General features: G+C 61.9%; 16 protein-coding genes and 1 pseudogene. 14 read left to right on the top strand and 3 right to left on the bottom strand.

What is annotated here, in order from left to right:
• Nucleotides 1–69: 69 nt before the first annotated feature.
• Genes M2360_RS06890 through M2360_RS06910 form a run of 5 tightly spaced genes read left to right on the top strand, consistent with a single transcriptional unit; the run spans nt 70 to nt 3849 of the window.
• On the top strand, nt 70–792 hold the full coding sequence (locus M2360_RS06890) for an ATP-binding cassette domain-containing protein (RefSeq protein WP_280773881.1): 723 nt from the start codon (nt 70–72) through the stop codon (nt 790–792).
• Complete coding sequence (locus M2360_RS06895) at nt 779–1486, top strand: ABC transporter ATP-binding protein (protein ID WP_280773883.1); 708 nt, start codon at nt 779–781, stop codon at nt 1484–1486. The genes M2360_RS06890 and M2360_RS06895 overlap by 14 nt, the downstream gene beginning before the upstream one ends.
• Entirely contained in the window at nt 1483–2355 is an 873-nt protein-coding gene (locus tag M2360_RS06900) for a branched-chain amino acid ABC transporter permease (protein ID WP_280773885.1), read from the top strand. Before M2360_RS06895 ends, M2360_RS06900 begins: the two co-directional genes overlap by 4 nt.
• Nucleotides 2352–3323 carry a branched-chain amino acid ABC transporter permease gene (locus M2360_RS06905; RefSeq protein WP_280773887.1) on the top strand — a complete coding sequence of 324 codons (972 nt, stop codon included), beginning with the start codon at nt 2352–2354 and terminating at the stop codon, nt 3321–3323. Before M2360_RS06900 ends, M2360_RS06905 begins: the two co-directional genes overlap by 4 nt.
• 49 nt (nt 3324–3372) lie before the next feature.
• Nucleotides 3373–3849 carry a DUF3237 domain-containing protein gene (locus tag M2360_RS06910; RefSeq protein ID WP_280773889.1) on the top strand — a complete coding sequence of 159 codons (477 nt, stop codon included), beginning with the start codon at nt 3373–3375 and terminating at the stop codon, nt 3847–3849.
• Between the two features lie 199 nt (nt 3850–4048).
• Here the strand turns inward: M2360_RS06910 and M2360_RS06915 are convergent.
• Nucleotides 4049–4276, bottom strand: a pseudogene (locus M2360_RS06915) (transposase); the annotation flags it as partial.
• Nucleotides 4277–4494: 218 nt separating this feature from the next.
• Here M2360_RS06915 and M2360_RS06920 point away from each other — a divergent pair.
• The 9 genes from M2360_RS06920 to pcaD all read left to right on the top strand — a co-directional run bounded on the left by M2360_RS06920 (nt 4495) and on the right by pcaD (nt 12950).
• Nucleotides 4495–5607, top strand: a complete 1113-nt coding sequence (locus M2360_RS06920) for a muconate/chloromuconate family cycloisomerase (RefSeq protein ID WP_280773890.1) — start codon at nt 4495–4497, stop codon at nt 5605–5607.
• 13 nt (nt 5608–5620) lie between these two features.
• Nucleotides 5621–5911, top strand: a complete 291-nt coding sequence (catC, locus tag M2360_RS06925) for a muconolactone Delta-isomerase (protein ID WP_280773892.1) — start codon at nt 5621–5623, stop codon at nt 5909–5911.
• A 56-nt stretch (nt 5912–5967) separates the two neighbouring features.
• Complete coding sequence (catA, locus tag M2360_RS06930; RefSeq protein WP_280773894.1) at nt 5968–6906, top strand: catechol 1,2-dioxygenase; 939 nt, start codon at nt 5968–5970, stop codon at nt 6904–6906.
• 119 nt (nt 6907–7025) lie between these two features.
• A complete protein-coding gene (locus M2360_RS06935; protein ID WP_280773896.1) occupies nt 7026–8384 on the top strand; it encodes a Rieske 2Fe-2S domain-containing protein in 1359 nt (452 codons plus the stop codon).
• Nucleotides 8381–8869, top strand: a complete 489-nt coding sequence (gene benB / locus M2360_RS06940; protein ID WP_280773898.1) for a benzoate 1,2-dioxygenase small subunit — start codon at nt 8381–8383, stop codon at nt 8867–8869. The genes M2360_RS06935 and benB overlap by 4 nt, the downstream gene beginning before the upstream one ends.
• A 39-nt stretch (nt 8870–8908) precedes the next feature.
• Entirely contained in the window at nt 8909–9940 is a 1032-nt protein-coding gene (gene benC / locus M2360_RS06945) for a benzoate 1,2-dioxygenase electron transfer component BenC (protein ID WP_280773900.1), read from the top strand.
• The gene (benD, locus tag M2360_RS06950; RefSeq protein ID WP_280773902.1) at nt 9937–10725 is read left to right on the top strand and encodes a benzoate diol dehydrogenase BenD; all 789 of its coding nucleotides are present in this window, start codon (nt 9937–9939) and stop codon (nt 10723–10725) included. The genes benC and benD overlap by 4 nt, the downstream gene beginning before the upstream one ends.
• A 37-nt stretch (nt 10726–10762) precedes the next feature.
• Nucleotides 10763–12091 (top strand): aromatic acid/H+ symport family MFS transporter, encoded by a 1329-nt coding sequence (locus tag M2360_RS06955; RefSeq protein ID WP_280773904.1) that lies wholly within the window; start codon nt 10763–10765, stop codon nt 12089–12091.
• A gap of 67 nt (nt 12092–12158) precedes the next feature.
• On the top strand, nt 12159–12950 hold the full coding sequence (gene pcaD, locus M2360_RS06960) for a 3-oxoadipate enol-lactonase (protein WP_280773906.1): 792 nt from the start codon (nt 12159–12161) through the stop codon (nt 12948–12950).
• Between the two features lie 39 nt (nt 12951–12989).
• Here the strand turns inward: pcaD and M2360_RS06965 are convergent, their stop codons facing one another.
• Nucleotides 12990–14510, bottom strand: coding sequence for a carboxylesterase/lipase family protein (locus tag M2360_RS06965; RefSeq protein ID WP_280773907.1), 1521 nt, complete (start codon nt 14508–14510; stop codon nt 12990–12992).
• A gap of 139 nt (nt 14511–14649) precedes the next feature.
• On the bottom strand, nt 14650–15789 hold the full coding sequence (locus M2360_RS06970) for an NAD(P)-dependent alcohol dehydrogenase (protein WP_280773909.1): 1140 nt from the start codon (nt 15787–15789) through the stop codon (nt 14650–14652).
• Nucleotide 15790: the final 1 nt, after the last annotated feature.

Consider the following 15790-nt stretch of genomic DNA (forward strand, 5'->3'; position numbering starts at 1 on the left):
ACCAGGGAGCGGCTGCTCAGCAGGCGCCGCGCCCTGGATAGACTTGTGCGTATAGGAGGAGCTTGGCACATGTTGCACGCGACAGGCGTTTGCAAAAAATTTGGCGTGAAACCGGTGGTCGACAAGGTCGACTTCTCCGTCGCGCGTGGAGAATGTCTCGGCGTCATCGGCCCGAATGGCGCCGGCAAGACGACGCTTTTCAACATTCTCGACGGCACCATTTCGATGGATGCCGGAACTGTGCGCCTGGGCGATGCTGACATCTCGCATCTTGCCCAGCACCAGCGGGCGCGTCTTGGACTGGGGCGAGCTTATCAGGTGCCGAGGACGTTTTCGGCCCTCAGCGTCTTTGAAAACGTTCTGGCCGGTGTCTTTCATGGGGCGCGGATCAGCGGCGCAGCAGCTGAGATTGAAGCTCGGCGCATCCTTGAGATCGTCGGCCTGGCGGATCGGCGCAATGCTCCGGCCGGGGCGCTGCCGCTTCTCGACCGCAAGAGACTGGAGCTCGCAAAGGCGATGAGCGTCGGCAGCAAGGTCGTCCTTTTGGATGAAATTGCCGGCGGCCTCACGGAAGAGGAAGTGACGTTGATCGTCGAGATCGTCCGCACGCTCAAACAGGACCGGGCGGTGATCTGGATCGAGCACATCGCGCATGCGCTGATGGCCGTCGCCGACCGTCTGCTCGTGCTCAATTTTGGCTCCAAGCTGGCCGATGGCGATCCGGCCACCGTGATGGGGTCGAAACTGGTTCAGGAAATCTATCTCGGGATATCGGTTGATGACGCTGCTTGAACTGACCGACGTCGATGTCTTCTATCGCGATCTGCAGGCGGTCTTCGGGGTCTCGCTGCATGTCGATGCCGGTGAGACCGTTGCCGTTATCGGCGCCAATGGTGCTGGAAAATCCACCCTGCTGCGCGCCATGATCGGCCTGACGCAGATCCGCCGGGGCGCAATCCGGTTTCATCAGGAAGACATTGCCCATCTTCCCTGCCACCTGCTGTCACGGCGGGGTATTGCCATCGTACCCGAGGGCCGGCGGCTTTTCGGCTCCCTGTCGGTCGAGGAAAACCTTCTTCTGGCTGCCGCCCGCGCCCGCAAGGGGCCCTGGAGCCTTAAGGGCGTCTATGAACTCTTTCCGGCGATGCGCGAGTTTTGCCAGCACCGTGCGGCCGACATTTCCGGCGGCCAGCAACAGATGGTGGCAATCTCGCGCGCCCTGCTGACCAATCCTGACATCCTGCTCTGCGATGAACTGTCGCTCGGTCTCGCGCCGAAGGTGATCGGGGACATCTATGCCTGCTTTGCCGACATCCGGAAAACGGGTGTCGCGATCGTCATGGTCGAGCAGGACACGGTGCGGGCGCGGCAACAATCGGACAGGCTCTATTGCCTGCTCAAGGGACGGGTGACGCTGGAGGCCAGATCGGATTCGGTCGGGCAGGACGATATCCGGAATGCCTATTTCGGAGAAACGTACGCATGAACATCACCGTCTCCATCATCAACGGGCTGATGGTCGGGGGGCTTTACGGCCTTTTCGGCCTCGGCCTCGCCTTTGCCTTCGGCATCATGCGCATCGTCAACATCGCCCATGGCGAATTCATCGTGCTCGGCGCCTATCTCGGCGCTACGGTGCTCGCGGCGACGGGTCTGCCGCTGCCGCTCGTCGTCGTCTGTGTGGCGCTTGCCAGTTTCGCACTCGGCTGGCTGTTGCAGACGGCTGTGCTCAATCGCATGATCGGCGCCAATCCGGTTCCCGCCATGGTGACCATGATGGGTCTGTCGATCATCATCCGAAATGCGCTGGTCGAGTACTTCGGCGCCGATATCCGTTCTATCGATGTCGGGCCGCTGCAGGACCAGGGCGTGTCCATCCTGGGCGTCTCGATCGGGGTCTTGCCGATCATGATCTTCGGCCTGTCGATTGCGCTGTTCGTCGCGATGCATCTGCTGCTGACCCGCACGACGCTCGGGCGCGCGTTTCGCGCCGCAGCCGATGATTACGAAATCCTCGAAACGCTGGGATATAATCGCCGTCGGATCTATGCGATCGCCATGGGTCTCGCCGTCACGCTGTCGGCAGTTGCCGGCTTCCTGCTGGCGATGCGCAGCGCTTATTCGCCCTATAGCGGCGTCGAAAGGCTGCTCATCTCCTTCGAGGTGGTGATCATCGGCGGGTTGGGCTCGCTTCGTGGCAGCTTCCTCGCCGGCCTGTTCCTCGGAGTCGTGCAGCTGGTCGGACTCAGCATCAATCCCAATTCGGGTCCTCTCTTCGGGCATCTGGCCTTTTTCACCATACTCCTGGCCAAACAGGCGAATCTGCCGGGCCTTTTCCTGCGGAGACGCACATGACGGTCGCGATCAGCTTCCTCTCGCGGGGGGCCGCCTGGCTGTCCCCCGGCGTGATCATCACGCTCGTGCTCGCCCTTTGCCTGCTCTCCCTGCCGATCGATCGTCGCCTGGCCATGGAGATCTGCCTGGTGCTTGCCATGGCCCAGGGCTGGAACCTGCTGTGCGGTTATACCGGTCTGCTCTCCTTCGGGCATCAGGCCTTCATCGGCGTCGGCGCCTATTCGCTGTTCCTGTGCATGAACACTTTCGGGCTCTCGGCCTATCTCGGGCTTATCTGCAGCGCGGTGATCTCGGCCCTGGTTGCGCTTGTGATCGCGCTCCTGCTCAAGGGATCACGCGACGCCTATTTCTCCATCGGCATCTGGGTGCTGGCCGATTGCCTGCGTCTGCTGGTCGGTCAGTGGGAATGGGCCGGCTCCTCCCGGGGCATTGTGCTCGACACCTCGCGGATCGACGTCGCGACCTTTGCCGACAGCGTCTTCTTCATGGCGTTGGCGCTGGCCGTCTTGACGCAGCTTGGCATTGTCCGCCTGCTGCGCTCGCGGGCGGGCCTCAGCCTGATGGCGATCCGGGACAACGAAACGGCAGCTGCGAGCGTCGGGATTGCGACCGCCAGTTCGCGGATCGCGGCCTTCGTGCTCTCGGCCGTGATCTGCGCAGTCGCCGGTGCGATCTACTACCTGTCGGTTCTCTATGTTGATCCGGCCGGCGCCTTCGACATCGACTGGCAGATCCGAATTCTCTTCATCGTCATTGTCGGCGGGGTCGGCACGCTTGAAGGACCCTTCATCGGCGCGTTGATCTATTTTGCGCTGCGCGAGCTTTTCCAGGATTCAGGTGGCGCCTTCCTGATTATCCAGGGCGCCATTGCGGCTGTCACGATGTTCGTAGCGCCCCAGGGGATCTGGGGATTGATCCAGGCGCGGACCGGCTGGCAACTGTTCCCGACCCGCTGGATCTCGCGATGACGAGACAGAGGCCAGCGCCAGCATCATCGAGCGGAAAGGGGAGCAGATCATGACGGACAGACTGACGGCGATCACGCCTGTGCTGAATTTTGCATTCGACATTCATGTCGATCTCGGACAACCGGTCATCGTCGGTCGTGGGCGCCTGGGGGAGCGGCGGATCTTCCCGATCGTCGGCGGCGCAATCTCGGGTCCGAGGTTGCGTGGCCGGGTCTGCCCGGGCGGGGCCGATTATGCGCTGGTGCGCAACGACGGCTGCACGATCGTCAGCGCTCATTACATGCTGGAAGCTGAGGACGGGACGGCGATCTACATTCGCAACGAGGGCCTGTTCGTCGCCTCGTCTGACGTGATCGCGCAGGTCGACAGCGGCGTGGTCATGGCGCCTGACAGCTATTATTTCCGTGCTGCGCCGGTCTTCGATGCGCCGGAGGGGCCACATGCCTGGTTGAGCGACCGACTGTTCGTCTCGTCCTGCGCTTTTCGCCCGACTGACGTGACAATTTCTGTCTACACGGTCGACTGAGCGCGATCTCCTGGCGGGGAGGGCGCCAGGTGAAAAGACTACCGCTGGCGGAGGGCAGGCGAGATAAGACTGCGGCCTGACTCGAGGAGGGAGACTCGGCGCGCCAACACAGATGTTCAGATCGCGTCCCAGGAGTGGTGTAGCTTTTGACACGCGCGGCGCATTCCGGCATTGGGCCGCAGAATGGCGTGGTCGTTTGAAAGATTCCGACAACCTCTGTGCGCCGCTTGATCTCGCCGTTCAGGCGCTCGATGGGATTGGTCGAGTGCAACGGCGCCCAATGCAGCTTTGGGAAGCTCATATAGGCCAGCACATCGTTCTCTGCATTGTCCATGAGTGTGGCGAGCTTGGGCGCTTTCGGCCTGATCTGGTTGGCGACGCTGCGCCATTGGGCGCTGGCGGCCTCAGATGTCTCCTGAGCGAACGCCCCGCATAGATGCAAAGCGTTGAAATCTTATCCGCGCATCAACGCCCTCGCCCTGTGCATTGCTGTAGCCTTCCATCATACCTATTGGGTATGGAGCGGAACCAACACGGTCTTGGACGCCTGCGGCGTCGCTGTGCATTATCCTCGCCATGAACGCGACCTTTCCTCCCCCATTGGCGGCGCTTGCCGCAACCCCGACGGTCGAATGCATTGAAACAATGCTGGTCGACCTGCCGACGATACGCCCGCACAGGCTTTCGGTAGCCACCATGAACGGCCAGACGCTGATGATCGTTCGGATCCGTTGCAGTGATGGCATTGTCGGCATTGGCGAGGGCACGACGATTGGCGGGCTTGCCTATGGAGGCGAGAGCCCGGAGAGCATGAAGCTTGCGATCGATCGATATTTTTCTGCCGTCATGATCGGCCAGGATGCGAGCCGCGTCCAGGCGCTGATGGCGAGGATCGGCAAGATGATCAAGGACAATCGGTTCGCCAAGAGTGCTGTCGAGACCGCGCTTCTCGATGCCCACGGCAAGCGGGTGGGGTTGCCGGTAAGCGAGCTGATGGGTGGACGCCGGCGTGACCGTTTGCCGGTTGCGTGGACCCTGGCTTCCGGCGACACGGGTCGCGATATCGATGAGGCGGAAAAGATGCTTTCTCTCCGCCGCCACTCGATCTTCAAGTTGAAGATCGGGCTGAGGTCTGTGCGTGAGGATGTGGCCCATGTCGCCGCGATCAAACGCGCCATCGGCGAGCATGGAACGGTGCGCGTCGATGTCAACATGGCCTGGACAGAGACGGATGCGCGTCTCGGCATCGCAGCGCTTGCAGACGCCGGCTGCGAGTTGGTGGAGCAGCCGGTGCAGTCTGCGGCAGCGCTCGGTCGTCTCGTTCGTCGCTTCCCGATTGCCCTGATGGCGGACGAATCCTTGCAGGGACCTGAAAGCGCCTTCGAGATGGCGCGCAACAACAGCGCCGATGTCTTCGCCGTCAAGGTGGAGCAGAACGGCGGCGCGTTCAACGCGCAACGGGTGGCGGCGATTGCCGATGCGGCCGGTGTCGAACTCTACGGTGGCACCATGCTCGAAGGGGCGGTAGGCACCATCATCTCCGCGCAGGTTTTTTCGACATTTGCCAACCTGCAATGGGGTACCGAACTGTTCGGCCCGCTTCTCCTCACCGAGGAGATTCTGGAGACGCCTCTCGATTACAGCGATTTCTCGCTGCTCGTTCCCCACGGGCCGGGCCTTGGCGTCACGCTGGACGCGGACAAGCTCGCCCACTTCACGCGCGACGGGTCGTTCACCGTCACCCGGGCTACAGATTGAGGAGGCTATCACCATGCTCTTTCACGTCACAATGAATGTCGAGCTGCCTCACGATCTGCCGGAAAACGACGTGGCGGAGATCCTGCAGCGGGAGAAGGCCTATTCGCAGGACCTGCAGCAAATCGGCAAGTGGCGGCATATCTGGCGGATCGCCGGCCAGTACGCGAATATCAGCATCTTCGATGTGGCCGACAATGACGAGCTGCATCAGCTGCTCTGCGGCCTTCCGCTTTTCAAGTTCATGGACATCCAGGTGACGCCGCTGCTTCGGCATCCCTCGGCTGTCCGTGCTGACGACAGTTAATCCCTTGCGCCAGGTTTAGCCGGGCGCGCACCAGACCCATGTGAGGAGGACATGACATGACTGTAACCATTTTCAATCGCCCCGACATTCAGGATTTCCTGAAGGTGTTGAGCGGCCTCGACCAGACCAACGGCAATCCGCGCGTCAAGCAGATCGTCCACCGGATCGTTTCCGACCTGTTCAAGGCTATCGACGATCTCGACATCACCCCGGATGAATACTGGATTGCCGTGGCTTGGCTGAACGAGATCGGTGCAGCCGGCCAGGCCGGTCTCATCTCGCCCGGTCTCGGGCTCGATCACTTCCTCGATGAGCGCCTCGACGCTATCGACGAGGCGCTGGGCATCAAGAACGAGACGCCGCGCACCATCGAAGGGCCGCTTTACGTGGCAGGCGCGCCGGAATGTCATGGCTTTGCCCGTCTCGACGACGGCAGGGATACGGATGGTCACACGCTGATCATGCACGGAACCGTCTATGGTTCGGACGGCAAGCCGATGCCCGGCGCCAAGGTGGAAGTCTGGCACTGCGATACGCGCGGCTTCTATTCGCATTTCGACCCGACAGGCCAGCAAGCGCCGTTCAACATGCGTCGCACGATCATTGCCGACGACCAGGGGCGCTACAAGTTCCAGAGCATCGTTCCACATGGCTACGGTGTTCCTCCGGGCAGCCCCACGGAAAAACTGCTTTCCGCACTTGGCCGTCACGGCCAGCGGCCGGCCCATGTCCATTTCTTCATCAGCGCCGATGGTCACCGCAAGCTGACGACGCAGATCAACATCGCCGGCGATCCGCTGATCAACGACGATTTCGCCTATGCCACCCGTGACGGTCTTGTTCCGGATGTGATCGAGCGCACGGACGATGCCGGCATCAAGGCCAATGGCCTGAATGGTCCGTTCGCCGAGATTGTCTTCGATATCAAGCTGACCGCGCTGGTGAATGGCGTCGACAATCAGCTGAACGCCCAGCGCAAGCGCGCCGCTGCCTGAGCATTCGGCGGTCCAGCTTCGGGTGGACCGCCATCTTTGCTCTCAAACGTCATCGACATCGTTGCAATGGATCGGCCGGGGAACGGCCGGAGGGCCCCCTCCGGGGCGGGAGAGAAACCATGTCCAAAGTGATCAACAAACACGCGGCGCTGCAGGATCTGCTGGCCAATGCCGTCGAGGATGACAAGCAGCGAGGCGTCTTTCGCTGCCGCCGCGACATCTTCACCAATGCTGACCTGTTCGAACTGGAGATGAAGTATATCTTCGAGAGCAACTGGGTCTATCTCGCGCATGAAAGCCAGATCCCTGACGTCAACGACTACTACACCACGTCGATCGGCCGCCAGCCCGTCGTCATCACCCGGGACAAGACCGGCGTCCTGAATGCGGTCATCAATGCCTGTGCGCATCGCGGCGCCATGCTGTGTCGCCGTAAGCACGGAAACAAGGGCTCCTTCACCTGTCCCTTCCATGGCTGGACCTTTTCCAACGCGGGCAAGCTTCTGAAGGTCAAGGACGAAAAGACGACGCAGTATCCCGAACAGTTCGGCAAGGACGGCTCGCACGACCTGACAAAGGTCGCCTGTTTTGAAAACTATCGCGGCTTCCTGTTCGGCAGTCTCAATCCGGATGTCGCGCCGCTTGAGGATTTCCTCGGCGAGACAAAGGTCATTATCGACCAGATCGTCGATCAGGCGCCCGAGGGGCTGGAGGTGCTGCGCGGCAACTCCTCCTATATCTACGACGGCAACTGGAAGCTCCAGATGGAGAACGGCTGCGACGGCTATCACGTCAGTTCCGTTCATTGGAACTATGCCGCGACGATGGGCCGCCGCAAGGAAGAGGGCACGAAGGCGGTCGACGCCAACAGCTGGAGCCGGTCGATCGCCGGTATCTATGGCTTCGACAACGGCCATATCCTACTGTGGACCAACACGATGAACCCGGAGGTTCGTCCGGTCTACAATCGCCGCGAGGAGATCAAAGAACGACTGGGCGGCGACAAGGCGGACTTCATCGTCAACCAGACGCGAAATCTTTGCATCTACCCAAACGTCTTCCTGATGGACCAGTTCAGCACGCAGATCCGCGTGACGCGTCCCATCAGCGTCGACAAGACGGAAATCAGCATCTTCTGCTTTGCGCCGAAGGCCGAAAGTGCGGCTGACCGGACGCTGCGTATCCGTCAGTACGAGGACTTCTTCAACGTATCGGGCATGGGCACAGCCGACGATCTCGAGGAGTTCCGCGCCTGCCAGTCGGGTTATGCAGGCACTGCCGCGCTCTGGAACGACCTGTCTCGGGGCGCGCCGCTCTGGATAGAAGGGCCGGACGAGAACGCATCCCGGATGGGCCTCAAGCCGCTTCTGTCGGGGGAACGCAGCGAGGACGAGGGGCTCTTCGTGCGCCAGCACGAATACTGGGCCTCTGTGATGCGACAAGCCCTGGCGCTTGAGCAGGAGGGAGCTGCGGCATGAACCCGACATACGAAAGCATCTGCGCTTTCCTCTACCGAGAAGCGCGTTTTCTCGACGACCGGGACTGGGATGCCTGGCTGAACTGCTATGCGCAGGATGCCAGCTTCTGGATGCCCGCCTGGGATGACGACGACCGGCTGACGGAGAATCCGCAGAGCGAGATTTCGCTGATTTACTATCCGGACCGCAGCGGCCTGGAAGACCGGGTCTTCCGTATCAAGACCGAGCGTTCGGGCGCCTCGACGCCGGAACCGCGCACCAGCCACATGATCGCAAATATCGAGATTCTGGCGGAAGGCGAGACGGAGATCGAGCTTCGCTACAACTTCCACACGCTCAACCATCGCTACAAGGTCACCGACCATTTCTTCGGCGCCGCCTTCGTGACGCTGCGTCGAAGCGGCGATGGGTTCCTGATTGCGGCGAAGAAGGTGGTTTTGAAGAACGACTACATCCGGCAGGTGATCGACATCTACCACATCTGACAGGAGCGGAAGGCTCGCATTCCCAAGGGAGGAGGATCTATGGCCAGCTATCGGATCGCACTGAATTTCGAAGACGGCGTAACGCGTTTCGTCGAATGCCACGCGGGAGAGAAGCTTCTGGACGCAGCTTATCGCAGCCAGATCAACCTCCCCATGGACTGTTCGGACGGTGTTTGCGGCACTTGCAAATGCCGTTCGGAAGCCGGCAGCTACGATCTTGGCGATGATTATATCGAAGACGCGCTGAGCGAGGACGAAGCGGCCGACAGGCTGGTGCTGACCTGCCAGATGCGCCCGACCAGTGATGGCATCGTCTCGGTCCCAACCCGATCTTCGGCTTGCAAGACGGGGCAGCAGAAACTTTCAGCCACCGTGGCTGAGGTCATTGCGCACAGTGATGCCGCCATCGTGCTGGAACTTGATGTGAATGCCGCCGTCGCGCCGCAGTTTTTGCCGGGCCAATACGTCAACATCGACGTGCCCGGCAGCAATGGCGCCACCCGGTCCTACTCTTTTACTACCGCACCGGGCGAAAGCCGCCTCGGCTTCCTTATCAAGCGCCAACCCGGCGGGCTGATGAGCAACTGGCTTGCTCGCGCCAGGCCGGGGGACCAACTGACGTTCACGGGGCCCATGGGGAGCTTCTATCTGCGCGAGAGGCAGCGTCCTTTGCTGTTTCTTGCAGGCGGCACGGGGCTCGCTCCCTTTCTCTCCATGCTGGAGGTTCTCGCGCAAGGAGAGCAGGGCCCGCCGGTCCATCTCGTCTACGGCGTCACGCGGGATGAGGATCTCGTTCTGGTCGATGTCCTGGAAGCCTATGCCGAACGCGTGCCCGGTTTCAGCTTCACGACTGTTGTCGCGGACAGAGCCTCGTCGCACCCGTGCAAGGGATGGGTGACGCAACACATGCCTGAGGACCTGCTCGCTGGGGGCGCGGTCGATATCTATCTCTGCGGTCCGCCGCCGATGGTCGATGCGGTCAGGGCCTGGCTGTCACAGGCGGGGATCACGCCTGGCAGCTTCCACTACGAAAAGTTCACGCCAAACCTGCCGCTGAAGGCAAGCGCATGAACACGCCCGTCTTCGAAGGCCGGTTTCGCGACAAGGTCGTGGTCGTCACCGGGGCCGCTCAGGGTATCGGCTTTGCAGTTGCCTCCCGCGTGGTCTCGGAAGGCGGAGATGTGCTCTTCGTCGATCGTGCCGAGATCGTGCGTGAGGCTGTGGCTGACCTGTGCACTGAGCGGGCGGCGGCCTGCGTCGCCGATCTTGAAACCCATGCAGGCGCTGAGACGGCGATGCGGCATGCAGCGGATCAGTTCGGACGCATCGACATCCTCATCAACAATGTTGGCGGCGCGATCCGGATGCGTCCCTACGAGGCCTTCGAGCCGGGGCAGATCGAAGCCGAGATCCGCCGTTCGCTGATGCCCACGCTCTATTGCTGCCATGCGGTTCTGCCGCATCTCTTCAAGCGAGGGGCCGGAACCATCGTCAATGTCTCGTCCAATGCCACGCGCGGCATTCACCGTGTGCCCTATTCGGCGGCCAAGGGCGGCATCAACGCGCTGACCCAGTCGCTTGCCATGGAAGTCGCCGAGCGCAACATCCGCGTCGTCGCGACGGCGCCGGGCGGAACGGAGGCGCCACCACGGCGCGTGCCGCGCAATGCCGAGGGAGATACGACGCAAGAGCAGGGCTGGATGCGCGATGTCGTTACGCAGGTGAAGCAGTCGAACTTCATGAAGCGCTACGGCACCTTGTCCGAGCAGGTTGCGCCGATCCTGTTCCTGGCGTCCGACGAGGCATCCTACATCACCGGGTCCGTCCTGCCGGTCGCAGGAGGCGACCTCGGCTGAGACGAACCCATCACGCAGACACCTGGGAGGAGTGAATATGCGCACTATTGATATCAATGAAGCCATAGACGAGGGCCCGTTCGGGCGGTTCCAGTGGATGATCGTCGGCCTATGCGGGCTGCTGCTCATCGTTGACGGCTATGATGTCTTCGTGGCCGGCACCGTGCTGCCCAAGCTGATCGCCGAATGGGGGCTGACCAAGCCTCAGGCCGGGGCGCTGCAAGCCTGGGCGCTGTTTGGCATGATGTTCGGCGCGCTAATCTTCGGCCCGCTTGCAGACAGGTTCGGCCGCAAGAAGGGCATTGCCATCAGCTTCGTGTTGTTCACCACGGCAACGATCGCCACCGGTTTTGCCCAGTCGCCCCGGCAGTTCGAAATCCTTCGCTTCCTGGCCGGGCTCGGCTGCGGCGGGCTGATGCCGAATGCGGTGGCGCTGATGAATGAATATGCGCCGAAGCGGTTGCGAAGCACGATGGTCGCCCTGATGTTCTCGGGCTATTCGATTGGCGGCATGGTGGCGGCAAGCCTCGGGATCACCATCATTCCCGCCCTCGGCTGGCAGTGGATGTTCTTCGTTGCGGCAGTACCGCTCGCCATCCTGCCCTTCATCCTGTGGCGCCTGCCGGAATCGCTCGGTTTCCTGGTCCGCCAGGACCGGCAGACGGAGGCGCGGGCGATTTACGCCAAGCTCTATCCGGCTCAGCCCGTCGCCGACGGCGACCGGCTCGTCTTCACCGAAACGAAAGTCACGTCGGCTTCGGTGGCGGAACTGTTCCGGCAGGATCGCGGCAGCCGCACGGCCATGGTGTGGGTCTCCTTCTTCTGCTGCCTGCTGCTCGTCTATCTCCTGTCGTCCTGGCTGCCGAAGGTTCTCCAAGAAGCGGGATATGCCGAAAAGGCAAGTCTGCTCAGCCTGTTCTCGCTGAACTTCGGTGGCATGGTCGGGGCCATTGCTGGCGGACGTCTAGGAGACCGCTTCGGCTTGCCAAAGGTCGTGGTTTGCTTCTTTGCAGCGGCCGCTGTTTCGATTGCGCTCATCGGGACAGGCCTGCCGACAAGCCTGCTGTTCCTCAGCGTCTTCGTGGCAGGCGCCACGACGATCGGCACGCAGATCCTTCTCTATGCCAGCGTCGCGCAGCTGTACGGCCTTTCCATACGCTCGACCGGCCTTGGATGGGCGTCCGGCGTCGGCCGGATCGGCGCGATCGTCGGCCCGACCTTCGGCGGCTATCTGCTCGCGCAGGAACTGCCGCTACAGCAGAACTTCATGCTGTTTGCCCTGCCGGCGGTCGTCTCCACCTTCGCCATGATCGCCTATTCCGTGCTCAGCGCTCGGAAGGCCCATCGCGAACTCGCGCCGGCCTGACAAGACCACCAAGGGGGCCCGGCGCCTGGGCCTCCTCTCTCCCTTTCTCTTTTCGAAAGTCACGCAAATGCCGTATCTGGAACGACCGCATCATCGCTTGCACTACCGCGTCGATGCAAGCGGCCATGACAAGGCGTGGCTTGTCTTCTGCAACTCGCTCGGCACCGATCTTGCCATGTGGGACCGGCAGGCCGAGGTCCTGAAAGGGCAGTTCCGCATCCTGCGCTACGACCGGCGCGGCCATGGCCTGTCGTCTTCGCCGCCACCGCCGTTTTCCATGGCCGATCTCGGTGCCGATGTCCTGCAGTTGATGGACCATCTTGGCATAGAACGGGCGCATTTCTGCGGCCTCTCCATCGGCGGGCAGGTGGGACAGTGGCTGGCAATCAATGCGGCGCACCGCTTCGACAAGATGGCGCTGTGCGCCACGGCAGCGCGGATCGGCACGACGCAATCCTGGACCGAGCGCATGAAGGCGGTGTCCGCCCATGGCCTTGCCCCCTTGCGGGCGGGAACGGTGGAGCGCTGGTTTACGCCTGCTTTTGTCGCCGAAGCGCCAGACGTGATCGAGGCGTGTGTTGCAGCCTTTCAGGCGACGTCGATCGACGGCTATGTCGGAGGCTGCGCTGCCCTTGCCGACGCAGATTTCCACGAAAGCCTCTCTTCGATCTCCTGCCCTGTGCTGGCGATTTCCGGCGCGGATGACCCGGTATGCCCTCCGTCGGATCTTGAAAGGATCGCAACAGGGGTCGCCAACGGATGTCACCTCAGCCTGCCGGGACGCCACATCGTCAACATTGAATCCGCAGAGCGGTTCAATCAAGCGCTCTCTGGTTTTTTGGGCACGGAGGCGGATTGACTATGAGCCTTCCTGGCAGGTCGCAGGCGTGAGGTCGCTTCAGGCGGGGCCACGATAAATCCCCCAGGCGAGACGCCGCTCCTGCCGCGGGTCGCCCTCGGTGCGATCCTGATGGTCAAAGATCCTGGTCATGCGACTGGCTGTATCATAGCGGTCCCAGTCCGGGTTCTTGCCATGCGCAAATTGGGTGAAGAGGGTTCGAAAGCGGTGGCCGACAGCTTTCGATCTGCGGCGATAAAATAGATCGAGGCGGCCCAGTTCGCCTTCTCCCGTCGTGCCAAACACCATCGGCAGATCAAGGCCGTGGGTGGCCTCGCCAAAGACGAGGCGCGTCAGCAGGGTCGCATAGTCGAAACGGTAGGACCAACAATCGGCATGCTTGGAATGGCCCTCTGCAATTTGCAGAGCCGGGAGCCAGAAGGTGAAGTCGCCGCCGATATCGATGGCGCGTTTTTTCGACGGAAAGCCTCGATAGACGTCTGCGATGCGATCTCGGAAACTGCCGGCGCCCGGCTCGGCAAACATGGCTTCCAGCCGGTTTGCCCGTGTGGGAATGACAGGCAGCGCCTTGTCCAGCATGGCGCCTTCCCGCGACATGGTTCCGATGACGAGCGGGATCTTCATGGCCGAGCCATCCTGGAAGGCTTCGATCGGATGCTTGGGCAGGATATCGCCATCGATGACCGGCGAAGAGGGCAGCATGCCCGGATATTTGTCCGGCGCGATGTCGTAATAGTATTGGCTGACCGCCTCGATCAGGCGTGCGCCATCCTCAATCTTCAAGGCGTGGTTCGTGGCGTCGCGGTTGTCGGGGTCGACGCCCAGAAGGCTGACCAGATCGCGGGCGAAGAGGGCATGGCGGTCGCTGCCGTAGACGCTCAGCGCCGACGGGCTCATGGCGAAGGCGCGGTGGAACAGGTCGTGTGCGGCCGGAACGCACATCAGGTAGGTGACACAGGCCGCGCCGGCGGACTGGCCGAAAATCGTCACACGGTCCGGATCGCCGCCAAACGCCCTGATATTCTGCTGCACCCATGTGAGTGCAGCGATCTGGTCGCGCTGGCTCAGATTGGTGTCGATGGGAGATCCGGGTGTCCCCCAACGGCTGAAGTCGGCAAAGCCGAAGAAGCCGACCCGATAGTTGAAACTGACATAGACGACGTCGCCGTCCTCGACCAGATGATTGCCGCGATAAAGCGGTGAACGGGAACCGCCAAGCGTGAAGCCACCGCCATAGATCCAGACGACGACGGGCTTCAACTTGCCCGAAATCTTTAGGGGGGCCGATATGTTGAGCGTCAGGCAGTCCTCTGACATGGGCGTGGTTGCGCCCGCGCCCCCGATAGCCTCGAAGCCTCTTTTCTGAAGGGGCAGCGGGCCAAAGCTGTCGGCGTCCCGCACGCTTTCCCAGGCAGGGGGCGGTTCCGGCGCCCGAAAACGCAATGCCCCCACGGGCGCTGCGGCGTAAAGAACGCCAAACCAGGTGCGCACGCCGTCATGGATTTGGCCCTTCACCGGGCCGGAACGGGTCTTTATGGTCAGGTCATCTGATTTGGTCATTAATCACTATGCTTCTTTCGTTGGAGGCGCCACCGTCCGGGCCGCATGGCGCCGTCCTCAACTATGCACCGGCGTATTGGCGCCGCAACTCCATCTTGTCGGCGAAGACCGTCGGATCTCGCCGACAAGATGGGGCAGGTCATGATGCCGGAATGTCGCCGATCTTCAGGACAGCCTTGAGCGTCACGCCGCTTTCGCTGTCCTTCACCGCCTCGTTGATCTTGTCGAACGGATAGAACTTGATCAGCTTGTCGAAGGGAAAACGTCCCTGGCGGTTGAGTTCGATCAATTGCGGGATGAAGATCTGCGGAACGCTGTCGCCTTCGACGATGCCGCGAATGCTGCGTCCCAGCAGGAGCAGGTTGTTGATGTCGAATTCAGCCTTGGTGCCGAGCTTAGGCGCGCCGATGACGCCGATCATGCCGAGCGAACCGAGGCATTCGATAGCCTGTCCCAGAACCTCGGCGCGCCCGGTGGTTTCCAGAGCGAAATCCACGCCGCCGCCGGTGATCTTCCGTACGGCTTCGACCATATCCTGCTCGCGGCTGTTCACCACATGGGTGGCGCCCAGTTCCTTTGCGAGTTCAAGTCGCGATGCCACCACATCAACGGCGATGATGGTCGTGGCGCCCACGGCTTTTGCCGCCATCACGGCGCTGAGGCCGACGGCGCCCGCGCCAAAGCTTGCGAAAGCGGTTCCGGGGCCGACCTTCAGCGAGTTCATCACCGCGCCTGCGCCCGTCTGGATGCCGCATCCGAGCGGGCCCAGTATCTCCAGAGGGGCATCCTTCGGCACCTTCACCGTATTGCCTTCGGTTGCAATGGCATAGGTTGCGAAGGAGGACTGGGCGAAGAAGTGGTCGTGCAGCGGCTTGCCATCCATGTCCTCGATAGCGGTCTTGCCGTCCTTGTCGGCGCCACCGAAGTTTAGGCCAAAGAAGTTCTGGCAGTAGCAGACATGACCCTGCGCGCAGAGATCGCAATGGCCGCAGGAGCCAAAGGTGAGAACGACGTGATCGCCGGTCTGCAAGGTCGTGACGTTCGGGCCGACCGCCTCGATGATGCCAGCCCCTTCATGGCCGAGCACGGCAGGAAGCGGAACCGGATAATACTGGTCGCGCACGATCAGGTCGGTGTGGCAAAGGCCGGTGGCGACGATGCGCACGAGCACTTCTGTGCCCTCGGGCGCCCGGATGCGCCCTTTTTCCAGCGTGAAGGGCGCGCCCTGTGCTCGGGTCACAGCGGCGGTGATTTCGGTGCAGCGGAAAGTCTGGTTCATC

Source organism: Rhizobium sp. SG_E_25_P2, from assembly GCF_029892285.1.
Lineage (GTDB): Bacteria > Pseudomonadota > Alphaproteobacteria > Rhizobiales > Rhizobiaceae > Rhizobium_E.